13 protein-coding genes are annotated in these 23340 nt (G+C 75.3%); 2 read left to right on the top strand and 11 right to left on the bottom strand.

Annotation, left to right across the window (positions count from 1 at the left end):
• Nucleotides 1-109: 109 nt before the first annotated feature.
• The 6 genes from nudC to IAG43_RS21190 all read right to left on the bottom strand — a co-directional run bounded on the left by nudC (nt 110) and on the right by IAG43_RS21190 (nt 11686).
• The gene (gene nudC / locus IAG43_RS21215; protein ID WP_187742285.1) at nt 110-1057 is read right to left on the bottom strand and encodes an NAD(+) diphosphatase; all 948 of its coding nucleotides are present in this window, start codon (nt 1055-1057) and stop codon (nt 110-112) included.
• 44 nt (nt 1058-1101) lie between these two features.
• Nucleotides 1102-2499: a dipeptidase gene (locus IAG43_RS21210; RefSeq protein ID WP_187742284.1), complete on the bottom strand. Its 1398-nt coding sequence runs from the start codon at nt 2497-2499 to the stop codon at nt 1102-1104.
• Nucleotides 2500-2509: 10 nt separating this feature from the next.
• Nucleotides 2510-6199 (bottom strand): ATP-dependent helicase, encoded by a 3690-nt coding sequence (locus IAG43_RS21205; protein WP_187742283.1) that lies wholly within the window; start codon nt 6197-6199, stop codon nt 2510-2512.
• 196 nt (nt 6200-6395) lie between these two features.
• Nucleotides 6396-7364, bottom strand: a complete 969-nt coding sequence (locus IAG43_RS21200) for a hypothetical protein (protein WP_187742282.1) — start codon at nt 7362-7364, stop codon at nt 6396-6398.
• Between the two features lie 108 nt (nt 7365-7472).
• Entirely contained in the window at nt 7473-11141 is a 3669-nt protein-coding gene (locus IAG43_RS21195; RefSeq protein ID WP_187742281.1) for an ATP-dependent helicase, read from the bottom strand.
• Nucleotides 11142-11275: 134 nt separating this feature from the next.
• Nucleotides 11276-11686, bottom strand: a complete 411-nt coding sequence (locus tag IAG43_RS21190) for an MGMT family protein (RefSeq protein ID WP_281403971.1) — start codon at nt 11684-11686, stop codon at nt 11276-11278.
• A gap of 206 nt (nt 11687-11892) precedes the next feature.
• Between IAG43_RS21190 and IAG43_RS21185 the strand changes: the two genes are divergently transcribed.
• Nucleotides 11893-14619, top strand: a complete 2727-nt coding sequence (locus tag IAG43_RS21185) for a lysylphosphatidylglycerol synthase transmembrane domain-containing protein (RefSeq protein WP_246574487.1) — start codon at nt 11893-11895, stop codon at nt 14617-14619.
• A gap of 137 nt (nt 14620-14756) precedes the next feature.
• Complete coding sequence (locus tag IAG43_RS21180; RefSeq protein WP_187742278.1) at nt 14757-16346, top strand: alpha/beta hydrolase; 1590 nt, start codon at nt 14757-14759, stop codon at nt 16344-16346.
• A 107-nt stretch (nt 16347-16453) separates the two neighbouring features.
• Here the strand turns inward: IAG43_RS21180 and moeZ are convergent, their stop codons facing one another.
• The 5 genes from moeZ to IAG43_RS21155 all read right to left on the bottom strand — a co-directional run bounded on the left by moeZ (nt 16454) and on the right by IAG43_RS21155 (nt 23062).
• On the bottom strand, nt 16454-17632 hold the full coding sequence (gene moeZ, locus IAG43_RS21175) for an adenylyltransferase/sulfurtransferase MoeZ (RefSeq protein WP_187742277.1): 1179 nt from the start codon (nt 17630-17632) through the stop codon (nt 16454-16456).
• Between the two features lie 59 nt (nt 17633-17691).
• On the bottom strand, nt 17692-18453 hold the full coding sequence (locus IAG43_RS21170; protein WP_187742276.1) for a spherulation-specific family 4 protein: 762 nt from the start codon (nt 18451-18453) through the stop codon (nt 17692-17694).
• Nucleotides 18441-19400, bottom strand: a complete 960-nt coding sequence (locus IAG43_RS21165; RefSeq protein ID WP_187742275.1) for an NAD-dependent epimerase/dehydratase family protein — start codon at nt 19398-19400, stop codon at nt 18441-18443. Before IAG43_RS21165 ends, IAG43_RS21170 begins: the two co-directional genes overlap by 13 nt.
• 132 nt (nt 19401-19532) lie before the next feature.
• Nucleotides 19533-21377, bottom strand: a complete 1845-nt coding sequence (locus IAG43_RS21160; protein WP_246574486.1) for a hypothetical protein — start codon at nt 21375-21377, stop codon at nt 19533-19535.
• Nucleotides 21374-23062, bottom strand: a complete 1689-nt coding sequence (locus IAG43_RS21155; RefSeq protein WP_187742274.1) for a DUF3492 domain-containing protein — start codon at nt 23060-23062, stop codon at nt 21374-21376. The genes IAG43_RS21160 and IAG43_RS21155 overlap by 4 nt, the downstream gene beginning before the upstream one ends.
• Nucleotides 23063-23340 lie beyond the last annotated feature (278 nt).

The following is a 23340-nucleotide window of genomic DNA, read 5'->3' as shown; positions in this document are numbered from 1 at the left end:
GGTACGACAGCGCGCGTACGACAGCCCGCCTGCGGCGGCCCGGCTGCGGCGGCCGCCGGGAGAGCCCCGGCGGGAGGCGGGGCCGCGACCGCGGGCCGCGCCGCCGCCGTCAGACCACGTCCCCCGGCTTGGGCAGCGGCTTGCCGTACCAGAGCTCGATGAGGCGGGCCGCGATGGAGATCCCGTACGGGGGCAGCACGTCGCCGGACTCGAAGGCGGCCCGCAGGTCGTCGCGCGAGAACCAGCGCGCCTCGTGGATCTCCTCGCCGTCCACCTCGATCGCCGAGGTGGTGGCGCGGGCCATGAAGCCGAGCATGAGGCTGGACGGGAAGGGCCAGGGCTGGCTCGCGACGTAGCTCACGTCGCCCACCGAGACGCCCACCTCCTCGCGCACCTCGCGCCGCACCGACTGCTCGATGGACTCCCCCGGCTCCACGAACCCGGCGAGCGTGGAGAAGCGGCCCTCCGGCCAGTGCACCTGGCGGCCGAGGAGCGCGCGGTCCTCCTCGTCCGTGACGAGCATGATCACGGCCGGGTCGGTGCGCGGGTAGTGCTCCGCGCCGCAGGCGGGGCAGCGGCGGATGTGACCGGCCGCGGCGATGACGGTGCGCTCGCCGCAGCGGGAGCAGAACCGGTGGAGCCGCTGCCAGTTCTCCAGCGCGACGGCGTGGACCAGCAGGCCCGCGTCGCGCGGCGACAGCAGCAGTCCGGCCTCGCGCAGACCGGCGGCGCGCGCCGACTGGTCCATCCGTCCCGGCAGGCTGTCCTTCTGGAGCGCGAAATAGCGCACACCGTCCTCGTCGGTGCCGAGGAAGTAGCGGTGGGTCTCGGTCAGCGGCGCGTCGAAGGACGGGGTCATGACCAGTTCGGTGCGGCCGTCGGGGGTGTCGTCGATCAGCGCCTGGCCGCCGGAGACGACGAACACGCGGGTCGTGGGGTGGCTCCACGCCGCCGCGAGCCATGCCTCGTCGAGGCGGTTGTGTGCTTCGCGGTCGATGCCGCTCGGCGCGGTCAGGCCGATCGGGCGGTCCGGTGCGGCATAACTGTCGGTGCTCACGGGCTTCTTCCAACTCCCCCGGGTGGACGGTTTCACAGGTCGGGTCAGCGCATGGTCTCGGCCATGTCACCCCACAGGTGGGCGGTGGTCTCGGCGCCCTTCAGCAGCAGCTCCAGCTCGACCTTCTCGTCGGGCGAGTGCCAGCCGTCGGACGGCACCGAGATGCCGAGGAACAGCACCGGCGCGCCGAGGACGTCCCGGAGGTCGGCCGCCGGTCCGGAGCCTCCCTCACGCGTGAAGCGGATCGTGCGGCCGTCGAAGGCACGGCTCATGGACCGCACCACCGACTGGAGCGCGGGGTGGTCCAGCGGGGTCAGGCAGGGCCGGGTCGGGGCGCCGAAGACGATCTCGTGGCGGATGCCGGCGGGCACCTGCCCGGCGACCCAGTCGGTGACCGCCCGCTCGATCTTCTCCGGATCCTGGCCGTCGACCAGCCGGAACGAGAGCTTCACCATGGCGGACGCGGGGACGATCGTCTTGCCGCCGGGCCCCTGGTAGCCGCCGCCGATGCCGTTGACCTCGGCGGTGGGGCGGGCCCATACGCGCTCCAGCGTCGAGTACCCGGCCTCGCCGAGAGTGCCGTGGCTGCGGGCCGTGCGCAGCCACGCCTCCTCGTCGAAGGGGAGCTCCGCGAAGAGCTCGCGCTCGTCGTCGGTCAGCGGGGTGACGCCGTCGTAGAAGCCGGGGACGGCGACCCGCTCGTCCGCGTCGTGCAGGGCGGCGACGACCCGGGCGGCGACGGTGGCCGGGTTGGGCACGGCACCGCCGAAGGAACCGGAGTGGATGTCCTGGTCGGGCCCCCGGAAGGTGATCTCGCAGTCGGCGACGCCCCGCATCCCGGTGCAGACGGTGGGCGTCGACTCGGACCACATGCCGGTGTCGGAGACCACGACGGCGTCGGCGGCGAGGCGGTCCGCCCGCTCCTCGACGAGGGCGCGGAAGTGGGGGGAGCCGGACTCCTCCTCGCCCTCGACGAGCAGCTTGAGGTTGACGGCGGGCGCCGTGCGGCCGGTCGCGGCGAGGTGGGCGCGGAGGCCGAGGGTGTGGAAGAACACCTGCCCCTTGTCGTCGGCCGCGCCGCGCGCGTACATCCGGCCGTCGCGGATCTCCGGCTCGAACGGGTCGCTGTGCCAGCCGTCCTCGCGGGCCGCGGGCTGGACGTCGTGGTGGCCGTAGACGAGGACGGTCGGGGCGTCCGGATCGCCGGACGGCCACTCGGCGAACACCGCGGGGGCGCCGGCGGTGGGCCAGATCTCGGCGACCGGGAAACCCGTCCGGGCCAGTTTGGCCGCGAGCCACTCCGCGCTGCGCCGCACGTCGTCGCGGTGCTCGGGCAGCGCCGAGACGGAGGGGATGCGCAGCCATGCGGCCAGGTCGTCCAGGAAGGCGGCACGGTGCCGCTCGATGTACGTGCGGACGACGCTGTCCGGGGTGTCGCTCATGCTCATGAGCCTAACGGGCGGGGTCGGCGGCCCCGTCGGCCGTCCCGCCCAGCAGGATGCGTTCCAGCCCCGGCCGGCCGGGCAGGCCGTCCGGGACGACGGTCTCGCCGGTGCGCACGAAGACGAAGGCCGCGGTGACCGCGTCGAGCGGTACGCCCTGCTGCTCGGCCCAGGCCAGGCGGTAGACGGCGAGCTGGAGCGGGTCGGCGGTGCCGCTGCGGGCCGTCTTCCAGTCGACGATCTCGTACGCCGGACCGGCACCGTCCGGGCGTTCCGTGCGGTACACCGCGTCGATGCGCCCGCGCACCACCCGGCCGGCGAGCGTGAACTGGAACGGGGCCTCGACGCGGTACGGGGTCCTGCGCGCGTACCCGGTGCGGGAGAAGGCCTCCTTGAGGGCGGCCAGGTCGCGCTCGTCGGCGATGTCCTGACCGGCGGCGTCCTCGCCGGGGTCGTCGGCTCCCCCGGGCAGCTCGTCCGGCCCCAGCAGGGGCAGCTCGAGCTCCTCGAACCGCGACTCGACCCAGGCGTGGAACCGGGTGCCGCGCCGGGCGGCGGGGTGCGGTGCGCGCGGCATCGGCCGGGCGAGGTCGCGTGCGAAGCCGTCCGGGTCGGCGGCCAGGCGGAGCAGCTGCGAGGCGGACAGGGCACGGGGCAGCCGGACGTCGCGGACGGCGGTCCGGGTACGCCGCAGCTCGCCCGCGAGGGCGTCGAGGTCGCGGTCCCAGGAGGCGAGGGTGCGGGCCTCCTCCGGGGTGAGCGGCTCCGCGCCGCCGGGGCGGTCGGCGGGGGCACCGGAGGCGGCGGTCTCGCCGGGCGGGGCGGGGGCCTGGTGGGGGACGGTGTGCGCCGGGGGCGGGCCCGCGGCGTGCGGCGCCTCGTCCGGGGCGGCGGCCGCCCCGGGGGCGTCGCCGGGCGTCCCTGCCGCCGCCCGGCCGCGGCCTTCGCTCCCGTACGTCTGCGGCCCGTGCTCCGCAGGGTCGTGCTCCTCCGGCCGGAGCTCCTCCGGGCCGTACTCAGCGGGGTCGTCGAAGGGAGGCGGCGGTTCCTCCTCCGGGGGTGGAGCGGACTCCCAGTCGGCATCCCACTCCGGGCGCGCGCCAGGGTCCTCCGCGCCCTGCCAGGCGCCCCGCCCGTCGGCCGCGGGGCCGCCCGCCGCGGCCGGCGGCGCGTCCGGCACGTCCGTGGCCGGCGGCGCCTCGGCGGCCAGGGCCGCGAGGTGGGCCAGGACCGTGTCGGCGGCCGCGCGGCGGCGGGCCAGGGATTCAGGGTCCAGCGGGAGCGGCCACGCCGTCTCGGCGCCGGCCGCGCGCAGCATCGGGTTCTCCGCGTCCTCCTCCGGCTCCTGCGCCCAGACCTCGATCTCGCCGTGTCCCGCCGCGCAGTGCTCGTACAGCGCGTGGAGGAAGGGCGACGGGCCGCGGCGGCGCTTCTGGCTCGGCCCCCACCAGTGCCCCGACCCGAGCAGCAGCGACCGCGGGCGGGTGAACGTCACGTAGCCGAGGCGCAGTTCCTCGGTGAGCTGGTGCTCCCTCATCGACTCCTTGAACGCCTTCAGGCCCCGCGCGTCCCACGATGCGACGTCCGGCAGGGTGCCGGCGTCCCCGCGCAGGGCGTGCGGAAGCACCTTGGCCTGGGAGGTCCACGCCTCGCGTGCCTGCTCGCTGGGGAAGTGCTTCGCCACCAGGCCGGGCACGGCGACGACGTCCCACTCCAGGCCCTTGGACTTGTGGGCGGTGAGGACCTTGACCGTGTTCTCGCCGCCCGGCAGGGCGTTGTCCAGGCCCTTCTCGTACTGCGCGGCGGTCCGCAGGAAGCCGAGGAAGGCGAGCAGGGTGGCCTCGCCGTCCACCGCGGCGAAGGAGGCGGCGACGTCCATGAAGTTGGCGAGCGTCTCCCGGCGCCGGGCGGCCAGGGCGTGCGGGGACGCGGAGAGCTCGACGTCCAGGCCGGTGTACGCCAGCACCCGGTGCAGCACGTCCATGAGCGGGTCGGCGAGCGACCGCCGCAGGTCCCGGAGCTCGGCGGCGAGGCGGGCGAACCGGACCCGGGCGTCGGCGGAGAAGGCGAGCCTGTCGTCGCCTTCGCCGCCCGCGTCGATGAAGGTGTCCAGCGCGTCGGCGAGCGAGACGGTCTCGGCCGGATCGGTGCCCTCGACGGCCGCCGCGAGCCGCCGCTCCGGGTCGTCGTCCGCGTCCGCGCGGTGGACCAGCAGCCGTGCGCGCCTGCCCAGCAGCGCGAGGTCGCGCGGCCCGATACGCCAGCGGGGGCCGGTGAGCAGGCGGACGAGCGGGGCGTTGGCGCCGGGGTCCTGGAGCACCTCGCACACGGATACGAGGTCGGCCACCTCGGGCAGGTGCAGCAGTCCGGAGAGGCCGACCACCTCGACCGGCACCCCCCGGGCCACCAGGGCGCCCTGGATCTCCGGGAAGTCACCCGCCGTGCGGCACAGCACGGCGATCTCGCCGGGCTCCTTGCCGGTGCGCACGAGGTGGGCGATCTCGTCGGCGATCCAGGCGATCTCGTCCTCGTGCGTCTCCAGCAGGGCACAGCGCACGACGCCGTCCCGCTCGGCGCCGGGCGCGGGGCGCAGCGCCTCGACGCCCTCGTGCATGGCGCGCAGGGGTCCGGCCAGTTCGTTGGCGAGCCGGAGCAGCCTGCCGCCGCTGCGGCGGTTCTCGCTGAGGGCGAAGCGCGCGGCGGGGGAACCGTCGGCGAAGGGGAAGTGGCGGGGGAAGTCGTCGAGGTTGGCGACGGAGGCGCCCCGCCAGCCGTAGATCGCCTGGCACGGGTCGCCCACGGCGGTGACCGCGTGACCGGTGCCCTGTCCGAAGAGACCGGACAGCAGCTTCCGCTGGGCCACCGAGGTGTCCTGGTACTCGTCGAGCAGCACGACCCGGAACTCGTCCCGCAGGATGCCGCCCACCTCGGGCCGGGTGAGCGCGAGCTCGGCGGAGAGCGCGATCTGGTCGCCGAAGTCGAGCAGATCGCGCTCCCGCTTGGCCGCGCGGTAGCGGGCGGTGAGGTCGAGGAGTTCGCGGCGGGCCTGTGCGGCCTCGGGGACCTTGCGCAGCTCGGCGTTGCTCAGGCGGGCGCCGGCCAGGGTGGTGAGCAGGCCGGAGTCGTAGGAGCCGAGCCGGTCCACGGGGACCAGGTGCTCGGAGAGCTCAGCGTCGAGGGCGAGCAGGTCGCTGACGAGGCTCGGGAAGGAACGGGTGAGCGCCGGATACGGTCCCGGGGCCTCGCGCAGCACGCGGGCGGCGAGCTGGTACCGGGTGGCGTCGGCGAGCAGCCGGGAGGACGGTTCGAGGCCGATGCGCAGGCCGTGGTCGGTCAGCAGTTGGCCGGCGAAGGCGTGGTACGTGGAGATCCGGGGCTCGCCGGCGGCGCCGTCCTCGCCGGTGCCGGAGGCGTCCGGGTCGGTGACCCCGGCCCGGACGAGGGCGGTGCGGACGCGCTCGGCGAGCTCGCCCGCCGCCTTGTTGGTGAACGTGAGTCCGAGGACCTGCTCGGGGGCGACCTGGCCGGTGCCGACGAGCCACACCACCCGGGCGGCCATCACCGTGGTCTTCCCCGAACCGGCCCCGGCCACGATGACCTGCGGGGCGGGCGGCGCGACGATGCAGGCCGTCTGCTCCGGGGTGAAGGGGATCCCGAGGAGCTCCTTGAGCTGCTCGGGATCGGTGATGCGTGCGGTCACCCCAAAGAGGCTAACCGGGACATCCGACAGCCACTGCCGCCCGGCCCCGACCGCGGCGGCCCGTCAGGCCCGCCGCCCGTCACGGCCTGCCTGCGCCACCGCGCCCGTCACGGTCTGCCTGCACCACCGCGCCCGGCACGCCGTCCCGCTCACCCCGCCCGGCCCCGACCCCGGGCGGGCCACTGCCCGCCGCCCGTCACGGCCTGCCGGAACCGCCCCGCTCGGCCCCGGCTCCGAAGCCGGTCTCCTCGCCCTCCTCGGGGGCGTCCGCCGAGGACGAGGGCGTCGCCTCCTCCGACGGCCCGGTCCCGGTGTCCGGGTCGGAGTCGGGCGAGGCGCTGCCCGACGGGTCCGGCCCGACCGTCCCGCCGAGCTTCTCCAGGTCCACGACCTCGTCCGACGGCGGCGCCTGCACCCGTACCGGCTCGTCGAAGTCCGAGAACCCGACCGACCCGGCGTCGTCGCCGCCGGCCCTGACGACCTTCAGGAGGTAGGGGCTGCCCTCCTTCGCCACGTAGGCGGTCGTCGTCTCGCGGCCCTCCTTCTTCACCAGCGTGGCGACGGGGACCCCGTCGACCTCGGTGTCCCGGCCGAGGGTCATGCCGGCGGGGTCGTCCTCGTCGTCGAGTTCGGACAGCATCGCGTCGAGGTCGCACACGCCCCGCATGTCGGCGATCGCGCTCGTGGGCATCTTGACCCAGCGGTCGGTCATCAGCTCGACCACGCCGTCACCGCCGCCGTCGGGGGACGCCAAGGAGCGTTCGTCCATGGTCGCCCGCCAGAAGGCCCCGTCCCCCTTCAGATAGATCACGTCGCTCAGCCTGCGCAGTTCGGCCCTGCCGCCCCGGACGCCGAGGCCGCCCGTGCAGTTGTCGCGGGAGTCCATGGCCAGGTCGACGGTGACCGGGTCCCCGTCGCTCTCGATCGATCCGGCCATCCGCAGGGAGTCGGCGGACTTCATGGCCGCGATCGCCTTGTCCGCGATCCGGTCGGCGCTCATCCCCTTGAACGGACCCGCCGTCGCGGCACTCGTCACCGCCACCGGTTCCTTGCGCCCGCCCGCCGCGCTCCCGGCCCGGACGTCGCCGTCCTGGGAGCAGCCCGCGAGCCCCGCCACGGTGCCGGCGCACACGATCGCCGCTGCCAGGGACTTCCTCGTGGCCATGTGGTGTCTCCTCGAAGGTCCGTCTGCCGTGGCCCGGACGGGCCACGGTGACCTTCATTGGATGCACCCGGGAAGCCGCACCAGGGATGATCCTCCGCAAAACACCGATCATTCCACTATTTGGCGGCCCTCCGGCTGCGCGCTGCACGACGCCCGGAAGGTGCAGTGGGCGCAGTGCTGACCGGCCGACGGGGTGAAGCGCTCGTCGAGCACCCTGCCCGCGGCGGTGGCGAGCAGCTCGCCCACCCACTCCCCCGAGGGCGCCTCCTGCGCCTGGACCCTGGGCAGCGCGTCGCCGCCCTCCTTCTGCGGGGCCGCCTGCCGCAGGTGCACCAGTTCCGCCCCGCCGGCCTCGGGGCGGCGGCCGTCGAAGACGTCGTCGACGGCTCCCTCCCGGACGGCGAGCTGGTAGACGGCGAGCTGCGGATGGCGGGCGACCTCGTCGCGCGTCGGAGCCTGCTTGCCCGTCTTGAAGTCGACCACGTACGCCCGGCCCCCGGCGTCCTCCTCGACCCGGTCCATGGAGCCGCGGATGCGCACCTCGTACGCGCCGGCCTCCAGCGTCACGTCGAAGTCGTGCTCGGTGGCGGCGGTGGTGCGTCCCGCCCGGTCCGTCACGTGCCAGCGGAGGAAGCGCTCCAGGGCGACCCGGGCGTGCTCCTTCTCCTGCGCGGACTTCCAGGGCGCGTCGAAGACCAGTCCGTCCCAGACGGTGTCGAGACGCTCCATGAGGACGGCGAGATCGGCGGGCGTGCGGCCGGAGGCCACTTCGTCGGCCAGGACGTGGATCACGTTGCCGAACCCCTGCGCGGCGGTGGCCGGGACGTCCGCCTTGACCTCGCGCCCCAGGAACCACTGGAGGGCGCAGGTGTTGGCGAGCTGGTCCAGGGCGCTGCCGGACAGGGCCACGGGCCGGTCCCGGTCGCGCAGCGGCACCGCGCTGTGCGTCGGGTCGAACATGCCCCACCAGCGGTACGGGTGGGCCGAGGGCACCAGCGGCTGGCCCTCCTCGTCGCTGAGCGCGGCGAGCCGGGCGAGCCGCCGCGCGGCGGCGTCGCGCAGCGCGGGCGACGCCGCCGGGTCGACGGTCGTGGCGCGCAGTTCCGCGACGAGCGGGGCGACGGCGAGCGGACGCCGCGGGCGGCCGGTGACGTCGCGGGGCTCGGCGCCCAGCTCGGTGAGGAAGCGGGAGGGCTGGTCACCGTCGTCCGCCGGGGCCTTGACGGCGGTGACCACGAGCCGGTCACGGGCCCGGGTCGCGGCCACGTAGAAGAGCCGGCGCTCCTCCGCCAGCAGCGCCCCCGGGGGCAGCGGCTCGGCGAGGCCGTCCCGGCCGATGCGGTCCGCCTCCAGCAGCGAGCCGCGGCGCCGCAGGTCGGGCCAGAGCCCTTCCTGCACGCCCGCGACCACGACCAGGCTCCACTCCAGGCCCTTGGAGCGGTGCGCGGTCATCAGGCGTACGGCGTCGGGGCGGGCCTCCCGGCGGGAGAGGGTGTCGGCGGCGATGTCCTGGGCGTCGAGTTCCTCGATGAAGTTGAGGGCGCCCCGGCCGCCGGTGCGCTCCTCGGCACGGGCGGCCGTCTCGAAGAGGGCGCACACCGCGTCGAGGTCCCGGTCGGCGTTGCGGCCGCCGGGGCCGCCGCGGAAGGCGGCGCGCTCCAGCCGCTGCGGCCAGGACGTGCCGTCCCAGAGCAGCCAGAGCGCCTCCTCGGCGGTGCCGCCGCCGGCGAGCAGCTCGCGCGTCCTGCGGAGCAGGGCGCCGAGCCGCTGGGCCCCGCGCGCGTGGGCGGCGTCGTGTGCGACCAGGCGCTCCGGCTCGGCGAGCGCCCGTGCGATCAGGACGTCGGAGGGCGGCGGCACCCGGTTGCCCGCCGCCCGCTCCTCGTCGCGCAGCGCCCGGCCGAGGCGGCGCAGATCGGCGGTGTCCATGCCTCCCAGGGGCGAGGTCAGCAGCACGGCGGCGGTCTCCGCGTCCATCCCGCCGAACCGTGCCGCCGGACCGGGGCGCTCGGCCGCGGCCGCATCGGCCCGGGGCGATGCGGCCCCGTCGCCCTGCGGCCCGGCAGCCGCCTCGCCGCCCGCGAGCTCGCCGGCCGGGTCGCCCGCAGCCGCGCCCGGCCCGACGGCCTCCGCAGACACCACGTCACCCGGGCCGGACCCGACGGCCTCCGCGCCCTCCTCGCCCTCCGCGGTCACCCGGGCGACGCCGGACCCGGCCCCGGCGCCGCTCCCGACCTCGTGCGCGCCCCCGCCCTCGTCCTCGACCCGTGCATCCGCGGCCCCATCACCGGCCCCCGCTTCGCCCTCGCCCTCATCCCCACCCGCGGGCACCCCACCCTCGGGAATCCCCCTCACGGGAGCCCCGCCCGCGGAGCCGGTGACCGCGGCCGTGGCCGCGGCGCAGACGCGCAGGGCGGTCAGGAGCGGGGAGACGGCGGGCTCGTGGCGCAGCGGGATGTCGTCGCCGGAGACCTCCACCGGCACTCCGGCCGAGGTCAGGGCGCGGCGCAGGGTCGGGATGGCGCGGCCGCCCGCGCGCACCAGGACCGCCATCTCGCGCCAGGGGACGCCGTCCTCCAGATGGGCGCGGCGCAGGACGTCCGCGATGTTGTCGGTCTCGGTCGACGCCGTCGGGTACGTGAACACCTCCACCCGCCCGCCCTCGCGCACGGCGGACGGTTCCCGGTGCGCGCGGACGCGCTCGGCCGGAAGCCGGGTGAGGGGCATCCGGCGGGTCAGCTGCCGGGTCGCCGCCAGCAGGCCGGCACCGCTCCGCCGGGACGTGGTCAGGACCGCGACCCCGGCGGGCCGGCCGTCCCGGCGGGGGAAGGCGTCGGGGAAGTCGAGGATGCCGTTCACGTCGGCGCCCCGGAAGGCGTAGATCGACTGGTCGGGGTCGCCGAAGGCGACCAGGGTGCGTCCCCGGCCGGCGAGCGCGTGGAGCAGCCGGACCTGCGCCGGGTCGGTGTCCTGGTACTCGTCCACGAAGACCGCATCGTAGGGGAAGTCGTCCGGCGCGAGATCCCGCTCGGCGAGGAGCACGGCGCGGTGCACCAGCTCCGCGTAGTCGAGCACCCCCTGCATGTCGAGCACGTCCAGGTACTCCGCGAGGAACGCCGCCGCGGCGCCCCAGTCGGGCCGGCCGGTCCGCGCCGCGAAGCGGGCGAGGGCGTCCGGGCCGAGGCCGAGTTCCCGGCTGCGCGCGAGCACCGCGCGGACCTCGTCGGCGAAGCCGCGGGTGGTGAGGCAGGCCCGCAGGTCGCCGGGCCAGCGGACGGCCGCCCGCCCCTCGCGTTCCAGAGCGACGTGTCCGGCGAGCATCTCGCGCAGGGCCACGTCCTGTTCGGGGCCGGACAGCAGTCGCAGGGGTTCGGAGAAGAGGTCCGCGTCCTGGTGTGCGCGGATCAGCGCGTAGCAGAAGGAGTGGAAGGTGGTCGCCTGCGGACCGTGGGCGCCGCCGAGCCGCAGGGCCATCCGGTCGCGCAGTTCGACCGCGGCCTTGCGGCTGAAGGTGAGGACCAGGATCCGGGCGGGGTCCTGGCCGCGGGCGATCCGGGCGGCGACGGACTCCACCAGGGTGGTCGTCTTGCCGGTCCCCGGCCCCGCGAGGACCAGCAGCGGGCCTTCCCCGTGATCAACCACCGCACGCTGCGCTGCGTCCAGGTGAGGGGGAACCACGGGGTCGGGGGGTGTGCGCACCAGCCGGTACGCGCCCGCGGGCCTCCGCCGTACCTGGTGCGGGTACGTCGTACGCCCCGTGGTGGAGGAGGAACTCACGTGGATCGCCGGTCCTGGTGGGTGTGCTGGTGGTGAGGTCGCGTGCGCCGCGCGCCGGAGAGGCTACGCCGGTTCACTCCGTGCGGCGGGCCGCCGCGTCAGTGCGCCCGTGCGCCGTGCGGCGGGCCTGCGTGTCATTCGGCCCGTGCGCCGTCCGGGACGGCGGTGGAGTCCGCCGGCTCCCGCGCGGGCCCCGGACCGGCCGCGCCGTCCCATCGCGCCCGCTTCATGTCCAGGCGGGGCACGTGGTCCCCGGCACTCCGCGACGCCTCGCGCAGCGGCGTGCCCTCCGCACGGTACCGCTCCAGGGCGCGCAGTTCGTGGCCGGGCAGCAGGACGCCGTCCGCCCGGACGACCCGCCACCAGGGGACCGCGCCGCCGTAGAGCGCCATGGCTCTGCCGACCTGGCGCGGACCGCCCTCGCCGAGCCATTCGGCGACGTCCCCGTAGGTCATCACGCGGCCCGCGGGGACGAGCTCGGCGACCTCCAGCACACGCTCGGCGTAGTCGGGGTACTCGGGCGGTTCGCCCATCCGGTCGTCCATCCGTCCCATCCTGCCGCACGGCACCGACAACTCCACAGGCCGGGGGAGAATCGGAGCACAAGACTCGAAGCAGGACATCGCGGGCGCACTTGTCGCCCGCAAAACACCCTGATACCCGCCTCTGTCGCCGGGTCGTGCCACCATCGTGCGGGCGGTGACTGGTGATACGAGATCAAGAAGAGACCGAGACGGCGAAGGAGCAGGGCGTGCAGGCTCCTCACGCGACGGACGGCCCCGGGTCCGGGCCGCGCTCCGGCGCGTCCGTCCCCGACGGCGCGCCCGGCCGGGGCCCCGCCGACTCCGAGGTCCCGGCCGGCGCCACCGCGGTGAGCTCGCAGACCGGAGCCGACCGGGTCTCCGGTGACGAACCGCTGCTCGCCGCCCGCGTCCACCGCCCCTCGGACCTGATGCGGCTGCTGGTGGGCATCCTGGCCATCGCGCTCGTGCTCGCCGTCGCCGCCTTCGCCCAGGGCACCACGACCGGCCTCGAGTCCGACATCAGCAAGGGCACCGACCAGGCGCCCGACCTGCTGGTCAAGATCGCGGGCCTGGTGTCGAGCATCGCGGTGCTGCTGGTGCCGGTGGCCTTCGCCATCGAGCGGCTGGTCAAACGCGACGGGCTGCGGATCGCCGACGGCGTGCTCGCGGCGGTGCTGGCGCACGGGGTGACGCTCGCGACCGACCTGTGGGTCTCGCGCGCCGCCCCGGGCAGCCTCCAGGACGCGCTGACCCAGGCCCGCGCGGACGGGCTGACCGATCCCGTGCATGGCTACCTGGCACCCGTGATCGCCTACATGACGGCGGTCGGGATGGCCCGCAGACCCCGCTGGCGGGTGATCCTCTGGGTGGTGCTGCTGCTCGACGCCTTCGCCATGCTGGTCGCCGGCTACACCACCCCGTTCTCGATCATCCTCACCGTCCTCCTCGGCTGGACGGTGGCGTACGGCACCCTCTACGCGGTCGGCTCGCCGAACGTCCGCCCCACCGGCCAGACGCTGCTCGCCGGTCTGCGGCACGTCGGCTTCCGCCCGGTGAGCGCGATGCGGGCCGAGGACACCCCGGAGAACACCGACCAGGACCGCGGCCGCCGGTACATCGTGTCGATGGAGGACGGCCCCCCGCTGGACGTCACCGTCGTCGACCGCGAGCAGCAGGCGCACGGCTTCTTCTACCGGGTGTGGCGGCGGCTGACCCTGCGGTCCATCACCACCCGCCGCTCCATCCAGTCGCTGCGCCAGGCGCTGGAGCAGGAGGCGCTGCTCGCGTACGCGGCGATCGCCGCCGGCGCCAACGCCCCCAAGCTGATCGCCACCTCCGAGCTCGGCCCGGACGCCGTGATGCTGGTCTACGAGCACCAGGGCGGGCGGCTGCTCGACTCCCTCTCCGACGAGGAGATCACCGACGAGGTGGTGCTCGGCGCCTGGCGCCAGGTCAGGGCGCTCCAGTCGCGCCGGATCGCGCACCGCCGGCTCGCCGGCGACGCGATCATGGTCGACGGCGCGGGCCGGGTGATCGTCACGGACCTGCGGGGCGGCGAGATCGCCGCCGGGGATCTGGTCCTGCGGATGGACATCGCGCAGCTCCTGGCCACGCTGGGCCTGCGGGTCGGCGCGGAGCGCGCGGTCGCCGCGGCGGTCGAGGTGCTCGGCCCGGACGCGGTGGCCGACTGCCTGCCGCTGCTCCAGCCGATCGCGCTGAGCCGCTCCACCCGGGCCACCCTGCGCCAGCAGGCCCGGGAGCGGGCGGCCCGCGAGCGTGAGGCGGTGCTGGAGGCGTCGGCCGCGGCGCGACGGGCCCGCACCGAGGCCGAGGCGCCCCCCGCCGACGACCGCAAGGACGACCGCAAGGCGGCCCGCAAGGTCGAGAAGGCGGAGCGGCAGGCCGACAAGCGCGCCGTCGACGAGGCGCTCGACGAGGCCCGCGAGGAGGACCTGCTCTCGCAGATCCGCGCCCAGGTGCTGCTGATCAGGCCGCAGGCGCCGGTCGAGCCGGTCCGTCTGGAACGGATCAGACCGCGCACCCTGGTCAGCTTCATCGCCGGGGCCGTCGCCGCGTACTTCCTGCTGTCGCAGATCGCGGGCATCGACTTCGGCACGGTCTTCGAGCGCGCGCACTGGGGCTGGGTCGCGGCGGCGCTGGCGTTCTCGGCGCTCAGCTACATCGCCGCGGCCATGAGCCTGCTCGGCTTCGTGCCCGAGCGCGTCGGCTTCCGGCCCACCGTGTGGGCTCAGGTGGCCGGTTCGTTCGTCAAGATCGTGGCTCCGGCGGCGGTCGGCGGCGTGGCGCTCAACACCCGCTTCCTCCAGCGGTCCGGCGTGCGCCCCGGCCTCGCGGTGGCGAGCGTGGGCGCCTCGCAGCTCTTCGGCCTGGGCTGCCACATCCTGCTGCTGCTCCTCTTCGGCTACCTGACCGGGACCGAGCGGACGGCGTCCTTCACCCCGTCGAGGACGGTGATCGCCGGTCTGCTGACGGTCGCCGTGCTGGTGCTGGTGGTGACGGCGATCCCGTTCCTGCGGAAGTTCGTCGTGACCCGGCTGCGCTCGCTCTTCGCCGGTGTGGTGCCGCGCATGCTGGACGTGCTCCAGCGGCCGATGAAGCTGCTCACCGGCATCGGCGGCATGCTGCTGCTGACCGGTGTGTTCGTGATGTGCCTGGACGCCTCGATCCGGGCGGTCGACGGCGGCAACCAGCCGATCAGCTACGCCAGCATCGCGGTGGTCTTCCTGGCCGGCAACGCCCTCGGCTCGGCCGCGCCGACGCCCGGCGGCGTGGGCGCGGTGGAGGGCGCGCTGCTCGGCGGCCTGGTGCTGGTCGGCGTACCGAAGGAGGTTGCCGCCCCGGCGGTGCTGCTGTACCGGATGATGACGCTGTGGCTGCCGGTGCTGCCGGGGTGGTTCGCCTTCAACCACCTCACCCGCAAGGGGTCGCTGTGAGGCCCGCGTCCAGGACCCGGCGGTGAATTCCACCCGCGCGGCCCAGCGCCGGCACCCGTAGGGAGCACGGCCCGGTACGCCACCCGCATGGGCCCGTCGCCCGTGCGGAGCATGCCGGGGCGGCGCACGATGGCCGCATGCCGACCACTTCCGCCGCCCGCCGCACCGCCGCCGCCCGCCGCGCCGCCGTCGCATCGGCCGCGGCCCTCGCCGTCCTGATGGCCGCCGCCGGGTGCTCCGGCGACGGCGACGGGGGCGGTGGGGACGGCGGCAACGAGCCGCGGGACTTCGCCGCCCAGAAGCTGGACTGGCAGCCGTGCCCCGCGCCGTCGCAGGCGGAGGGCGGCGGGACCAAGCCGTCCCCGCTGCCCGGCGGCGCGCAGTGGGAGTGCTCCTTCATGGAGGCGCCGCTCGACTACGACGACCCGGGCGGCGACACGATCGAGCTCGCGCTCATCCGCGCCCGGGCCTCGGACCCGGACGAGCGCATCGGCTCGCTCGTCTTCAACTTCGGCGGCCCCGGCGGCTCCGGCGTCGCCACCCTGCCCGCGGCCGCGGTCGACTACGGCACCCTGCGGACCCGCTACGACCTGGTGAGTTTCGACCCGCGCGGGGTGGGCCGCAGCGAGCCGGTGCAGTGCCTGGACGACCAGCAGATGGAGGAGTGGGTCGCCGAGGACTCCACCCCCGACACCCCCGCGGAGATCGAGACCTTCACCGAGAGCCTGACGTCGTTCGCCGACGCCTGCGAGGACAACTCGGGCGAGGCGCTGCCGCACGTCGGCACCACCGAGGCGGCCCGCGACATGGACCTGATGCGGCAGGTGCTCGGCGACGACAAGCTGCACTACTTCGGCATCTCCTACGGCACCGAACTCGGCGGCGTCTACGCCCATCTGTTCCCCCGGAACGTGGGCCGCGCGGTGTTCGACGCCGTGGTGGACCCGACGGAGACCTCCGAACAGGGCTCCCTCGGGCAGGCCGAGGGCTTCCAGCTCGCACTCACCAACTTCCTCGAGGACTGCGTCTCCCGCGGGGACGACTGCCTGCTCCCCGGTTCGACCCCGGGCGAGATCCAGGAGTGGATCATCCGCTTCCTCGACGGCCTGGACGCGAAGCCGATCCCCGGCATCGGAGGCCGGGAGCTGACGCAGAGCCAGGGGCTGAACGGCATCGCCCAGACCCTCTACTCCCGCGAGTACTGGGAGCTGCTGGAGCAGGGCCTGGACGAGGCGGAGGGCGGCGACGGAGCCCTGCTGATGGCGTTCTCCGACGCCCTGACCGGCCGCAACGAGAACGGGACCTACAGCAACAGCCAGGCGGCGGGCGCGGCGATCGGCTGCGTCGACTCCGAGGAGCGCTACACCCTGGAGCAGACCCGGGCCGCGCTGCCCCGCTTCGAGAAGGCCTCCCCCGTCTTCGGCGCGTTCCTCGGCTGGGGGCTGATGGGCTGCACCGACTGGCCCGTCCCCGGCACCTGGACGCATCCCGACGTGTCGGCCCCCGGCGCGCCGCCGATCCTGGTCATCGGCAACACCGGTGACCCGGCCACCCCGTACGAGGGCGCGCAGCGGATGGCGGAGGCCCTCGGCGAGGGCGTCGGCGTGCGGATGACGTACCGCGGCGAGGGCCACGGCGCGTACGGGAACAGCGCCTGCGTGGACCGCGCGGTCAACGGCTACCTGCTGAACGGCCGGGTGCCCGAGGACGGCACGGTCTGCCGGTAGAGCCCCCGGGGGCTCTGCGGACCTCCGCGCAGCACGGAGCCCCGGACCGGTCGGAGTTCGAGCGGTCCGGGGCTCCGTGCTGCACTGCGGCGCCGAGCGCCGGCCGGTCAGTAGACCGGCTTCTCCGGCTCGATCTGGTGGACCCAGCCGATGACCCCGCCGCCGACGTGCACCGCGTCGGCGAAGCCGGCGGACTTCAGCACCGCGAGGACTTCCGCACTGCGGACACCCGTCTTGCAATGCAGGACGATCTTCTTGTCCTGGGGCAGGTCCTGGAGCGCGCTGCCCATCAGGAACTCGTTCTTCGGGATCAGCCGCGCGCCCGGGATCGAGACGATCTCGTACTCGTTGACCTCGCGGACGTCGATGATGTCGATGTTCTCGCCGTCGTCGATCCACTCCTTGAGCTGCTTGGGAGTGATCGTCGAACCGGCGGCCGCCTCCTGGGCCTCCTCGGACACGACGCCGCAGAAGGCCTCGTAGTCGATGAGCTCGGTGACGGTCGGGTTCTCGCCGCAGACCGCGCAGTCCGGGTCCTTGCGGACCTTGACCTGGCGGTACTGCATCTCCAGGGCGTCGTAGATCATCAGACGGCCGACCAGCGGCTCGCCGATGCCGGCGAGCAGCTTGATCGCCTCGTTGACCTGGATGGAGCCGATGGACGCGCAGAGCACGCCCAGCACGCCGCCCTCGGCGCAGGAGGGGACCATGCCCGGCGGCGGCGGCTCCGGGTAGAGGCAGCGGTAGCAGGGACCGTGCTCGGACCAGAAGACCGACGCCTGGCCGTCGAAGCGGTAGATCGAGCCCCAGACGTACGGCTTGTTCAGCAGCACGCACGCGTCGTTGACGAGGTAGCGGGTCGCGAAGTTGTCGGTGCCGTCGACGATCAGGTCGTACTGGCTGAAGATCTCCATCACGTTCTCGGCCTCGAGCCGCTCTTCGTGAAGGATCACGTCGACGTAGGGGTTGATCCCCTTGACCGTGTCGCGCGCCGACTCCGCCTTGGAACGGCCGATGTCCGCCTGGCTGTGGATGATCTGACGCTGCAGGTTCGACTCGTCGACCTCGTCGAACTCCACGATGCCGAGCGTGCCGACGCCGGCCGCGGCCAGGTACATCAGTGCGGGCGAGCCGAGGCCGCCCGCTCCCACGGCCAGGACCTTGGCGTTCTTCAGCCGCTTCTGCCCGTCCATGCCCACGTCGGGGATGATCAGGTGGCGGGAGTACCTGCGGACCTCGTCTACGGTGAGCTCGGCAGCCGGCTCGACCAGGGGTGGCAGCGACACGGGGGCTCCGTCGGTTGGGTAAGTACGGTTGTTCTCCCGTAACACTGCCACGGCCCTTCTCATTCCGAGACACCCGGTCCGATCTGCGAGACGATTTCGTCCCAGTAGCCGGGCAGTGCCTCGAACGGCCCGCTGTGCCCCTTTCCTCCCCCCGTAGCACTGCGGTCGGTGAAGAAGATCGTCCCCGCGCCCTGCCAGCGGGCGATGCGGGTGGCCTCCTCCAGGTGCGTGCGGGGGACGCCGTGCACGAAGTGCGCGAACCGCTCCGGCGGATAGTCGGCCGTCCACTGGGCCGCCTGCGACCAGCGGTACTCCGCCCAGGCCCCGGAGAAGGTGACGAGCTGGTCGGCGGCCTCCGCGTAACCGGGGCAGGGATGCGCGCCGTGGCCGAGCACCAGGTGCCCGCCGTCCAGCACCGCGTCCAGGGTCGCCGTCGTGCGCCGCACCTGGGGCAGGTGGGCCCGCTCGACCGGGCAGCGGTCCAGCAGGAAGCCGCCGACCTTGTACCAGTCGGCGAACTGCTGCGCGTCGGCGACCACATCGCCGAACGGCCGTGCGCCGTGGGCCAGATCGATGTGCCCGAGCACCCGCACCCCGGCGTTGGCGAGGCGTCCGGCGGCCTCCAGGCAGTGCGGGTCGGGCCGGGCGCCGGGACCGTTGGCCACGTTGAGCACCACCCAGTGCAGCGGGGTGCCCGGCCGGGTCAGCCCGGCCCACTCCCGGGGGGCGAGCAGCGGATGGGCGTAGCCGGGCACCCCGAACCCGAGCCGCTCGGCCCCGGTCGCCGAGGTCCTGGCGCCGGTGCTCGTCAGATGCGGCATGCCGCCTCCATCCAGATGTCGGCGAGCGACTCCTCCAGGTTGATGCGGGGCCGCCAGCCGAGGCGGTCGCGGGCGGTGCGCACGTCGGCCTGCTGCCAGGCGCCGCAGCCGTCCGGGTACGGCGAGGGCGCGGCGGCCAGGTGCTCGGACACCGACTCGCCGCGCGGGGCGCCGATGAGGTGCCGGCCGCCGGGGGCGTCGAGCTCGTGCAGGGCGCCCGCGTAGCCGGCGACGCGGGCGAGGACGGCGGCGGCGTCCCGGAGCCTGACGGCGCGACCGGTGCCGATGTTGACGACTCCCTGGGCGGCGGAGAGCGAGGCGGCGTGCACGGCGCGGGCGACGTCGCGCACGTCGACGAAGTCCCGCTGCACCCCGAGACCGCTGAGCTTGAGCTCGCCGTCCCCGGACTGCATCGCGCGGCGCATCGCCTCGGCGAGACGGCCGAGCGGCGAACCGGCCGGGGTCCCCGGGCCGACGGGCGAGAACACCCGCAGGACCACGGCGTCCAGCCCCGAGCCGAGCACCAGCTCGGTGGCGGCGAGCTTGCTGACCCCGTACGGGCCGCCGGGACGCGGCACCGCGTCCTCGGCGGTGGAGGAACCCTGCTGGGAGGGCCCGTACTCGGAGGCGCAGCCGATCTGGACGAGCCGCGCCCCGCAGCCGCTGCGCCGCAGCGCCTCGCAGACGGTGGCGACCGCCACGGTGTTGTGCCGGGTGAGGTCGCGGGCGTTGCCGCGGGTGGCACCCGCGCAGTTGACGACGACGCCGGGGTGGACCGCGCCGAGGAAGCGGGTCAGCGCGCCGGGGCTGCCGCCGGAGAGGTCGAACCGCACATCGGCGTCGTCGCCGCGGCCGAGCGCGGTCAGGTGGACGGCCGGGTCGGCGAGGAGCCGTTCGGTCACGAAGCGGCCGATGAATCCGTTGGCACCGAGCAGAAGCACCCTCATCGCGCGCCCCCCTGGGGCCGACGGGGTGTCACGGGGTGTTGCGGGGTCATGCGCTTTCTCCTTCGAGGTGTCGCTGTCGTGCCGGGGGCGGCCCACGTCGCGGTGTCGGCTCCGCGCGGTGGCCCGCTCCGGTCAGGGGGTGTGCGCCGAGGCCCGGACGAGCACGGTGCAGGCATGGACGAGCAGCGCGAGCGCGGCGCCCGCGCACGCGAGGACGGGTACGGCCGCCGTGCCCCATGCGGCGACCAGGAGTTCGGCGGGGCGGGCGACGAGGCCGACTCCGGGCAGCCGCCCCGTGAGGAGCAGGGCGGGCACGGCGGCCTCGACCGCGCAGGCGGTGGCGAGCGCGGCGGAAGCGGGACCGGGGAAGCCGTGCGCGATCAGCAGCCTGGCCAGGAAGAGCAGCGTCCCGAGGGCGACGGCGGGAGCGGCGGCCCCGTCCGCACCGGGCAGGACGGCGGCGGCCGACAGGACGAGACCGGTCAGCACGGTGGTGTGCAGGGCGACCACGGCGAGCAGCAGGGGCCGGGTGCCGGCCGCGAACTCCTCCAGGCCCCGGCTGTACGCGATCCGGCGGCCGGCCCGCACGGCGAAGAGGTGTGCGCACCAGGTGGCGGGGACGACGGCGACGGCCAGTGCGAGCAGGGGTGACGCGGTCAGCGGCACCCTCCCTTCCGGGCCGCCGCCGGCGATCTCGGCGATCAGCCCCTGTCCGCAGGCCGCGTAGCCGAGGAGCCAGAGCGTCCACAGCCGCGTGGCGGCCGGTGCGCGGCGGCCCCGGGCGCGCAGCGGTCCCCAGCGCAGGGCGTACAGGAGCGCAAGGCCCGTGGCGAGCGCTCCGGCCGCGCCGGCGGCGAACCGCTGGCCCCCGTCGGTGACGGCGGTCGCGGCGAGGGCGAGGGCGCACACGGCGCCCGGGGCGGCGGCGCGCAGCGGCAGGGCCGTCCGGACGGCGCGCGGCGCGGCGGTGCGCGCCGGGGGCGCGGAGGCGCGGGTGGGGGCGGCGGGCATCGTGTGTTCGGCGCGGGCGAACATCTCCTCGGCGAGCGAGAAGACGTCCCGGTGCCGGAAGCGGGCCGCCGTCCGGTCGGTCAGACCGTGCGCTTCGAGGCCGGCGGCGATCTCGAACGGGTCCACGGCCTGTTCGCACAGGTCGCGATGGAGATGGAGGAGCCCCTTCACCGGGTCTCCCCCGCCGCGCCGGGGGGCCCTGCGGGCGGGCGGCCCGTCGTCCGGGCCGCCGTCCCGGGTGCGGAAACGGTCCGTCAGCCCCACGCCGCCGCCCCGGACACCGCCGTCCGCGGCGACGGGAAAGGCCGCTCCCGCGGCCTGCCCGTCGTGGGCCGCCGGGCCCGTCCGGCCGCCGGCCCCGGGGGCGTCCCCGAGCGCATCGTCCCCGAAACCACCGCTCACGGGCCCACGGGCCGACGGGCCGGCGCCGAAGCCGCTCCCGGCGGCGACCGGAGCGGAGGCCCCGAACCCGCGCTCACCCGCCTCGGGCCCACAGGCCGCCTCCCCCACGCCGCTCACCGGCCCCGGGTCATCGCCCGGTTCCGCAGCGGAGACGTCAGGGGTGCGAACCCCCGCACCGCTCACCGGCCCCGGACCGCGCACCGGCTGGGCGGGGGCGGACGGCTCCCCGTCGCCCACCCGCTCCGGAACGGACCGCTCCCCGCCGCCCACGGACTCCGGACCGGACTTCTCCGCGCCGCCCACCGGCTCCTGAGCGGCCCGCCCCGGAACCGGCCGGATGCTGTCGAGGGCGGTCAGGGCCGCCATCTCCCACACGGCGCGAATGTGCTCGGCGTCGACGTCCGCGTCCGTCACCGGCGCGCGTCCGTCCGCCAACAGGGCCGGCTCCTCCTCGGCGGAGGCGTCCCCCGCGAAGACGTCCTCCGCAAAGGCGTCCCCTGCGAAGACGTTCTCCGCGGAGGCGTCCTCTGCGGACGTGCTCTCCGTGGCGCGTGCCGCGTTCATCTCGGTACCTCCGTCGCGGTCTCGGGGCCGTCGGCGCCGGCGAGCGGGACGAACGCCGCTTCCGCCGCCCAGCTGGGGATGTGCGCCGCACCGCTGAGGCGACCGGCGACCTGGGCCTCGGCCGGGTGCGCGAAGGGCACCGGACCGCCGTCCGCGTCGACGGCCTCCGCCGGCCGGCGCACCGGGGAACGGGAGATCAGCTCCAGGTAGATGCCGCGGAACGCGGCCAGGTTCTGTTCCACGGTGAAGAGCTCCAGCGCACGCGCCCGGGCCGCGGCGCCGAGGCGTGCACGGCGCTCGGGGTCGCGCAGCAGCGCGAGGCACGCGTCGGCGAGCGCCCGCGGATTGCGCGGGGGCACGACGAGGCCGGTCCCGCCGATGACCTCGACCACCGCACCGACGTCCGTGGAGACGGTCGCCCTCCCGCAGAACATCGCCTCGACCAGGCTGAGCGGGAAGCCCTCGACGACGCTGGAGAGGACGACCACGCTGCCGGCCGCGTACGCGTCGGCGGGCTCGGGCGCGTCGGGACCGCCGATCTCCTCGAAGGAGACGGGGCTGTCGCCCACGGCGTGGGCGTCGGCCGCCTCGTCCGGGAAGAGCTGCGCGGCGAGCGCCCGGCAGTGCGCGAGGTGTCCGGCGCTCTCCTCGTCCCGGGCAGGTGCGGTGAACAGCCGCAGTCGCGCGCCGGGCTCCTCCTCGCGGACCGCGGCGAAGGCGTGCAGCAGTCCGACGAGGTCTTTCGCCGGTTCGACGCGGCCGACCCAGACGAGGGTCCGGCCGTCCCCGTGGGCGTCCGGGTCCTGCGAGTCGCCGCTCTCGCCGACGGCGGCGAAGCCGTCCGCGGCCATGCCCGGGTAGACGGTGCGCAGCCGCGAGCGGTCGGCGCCGCACTGCTCCTGCCAGCGGCGGGCGTGGGTGTTCCCGGGGGTGATCATGTCGGCCATGGCGTAGATCTCGCGGGCGAGCAGGCGGTGGAAGCCGCCGAGCAGGGCGCGCACCGGGGCGCTCAGCCCGTCCTCGCGCCCTTCGAGGTAGCGGCCGCGCAGATGCACGCCGTACTCGGTGACCAGCAGCGGGACTCCGCAGAAGCGTTTGGCCAGAAGCCCGGCCAGCGCGGCCGGTCCGCCGGACGCCGCATGGCACAGATCGGCGGAGGCGAGCCCGTCGTCCTCGTACCAGTCGAGCGACAGGGGGCGCAGGGCGCGTTCGACGCGGTCGGCCGTCTCCAGCAGGTCGGGCACCGTGACCGCCTGGAGCGCCCGGTGCGCGCCGGGCGCGCGGCACGCCGATTCCAGGGCGCGCAGGGCGACTTCGGAGCGCAGCGCCGCGGGCAGTCCGCCGTGGTCGCGAGCGAGGCCGGCCAGCCCGTGGAGTCCGTCGGCGAACCCGTCGCCGTCGCAGGACACCGCGCGCACCAGGGTCGCGAAGTGCTCGGCGAAGCTCCGGCGTGCGCGGCGCCCGAGGCTCACGCCGTCGTCCGCCGGCGCCCACAGGGCCGCGGAGCGCGCCAGGCGCACATGTGCGGGGAGCTCCGGTGCGGCCGTCTCCTCGCGGGCGCCGCGGCTCAGGGTGTAGACGTCGAACTCGTGCTGCGGAAGCCCTCGGACCAGCCGGTCGCACCAGAGCCCGGCCTCACCCGACGCACTGGGGAAACCACCCTCGGTGAGCATGCCGATCCGCACGAGTCCACCCCCGATCTCCGTTGTGAGCGGCCGCCGTTGCCCCGGCGACTGACAGCGGAACGACGTTAAGCGGACGCGGCGGTGGCGCGACGGACGGTTGTCCGTCGCGCCACCGGAAGGGGTGAATGCACGTAACTTTCGCACCCGGACGACGTTTCGTCGCGCTACGGTGTGCCCCGATGACGTTCCGTCACGGACGCGGCGGCGCGATGCGCCGGCCCGCGGCGGCTCGGTCCGCATCGGCCCGGCGCGGCCGAACCGGCCGCCGGCCCGCGGCG

This window comes from Streptomyces genisteinicus (assembly GCF_014489615.1).
In the GTDB taxonomy this organism is placed as follows: domain Bacteria; phylum Actinomycetota; class Actinomycetes; order Streptomycetales; family Streptomycetaceae; genus Streptomyces; species Streptomyces genisteinicus.
The sequence above is the reverse complement of the archived record's forward strand: the minus strand, read 5'-3'. Positions and strand labels throughout refer to the sequence as shown.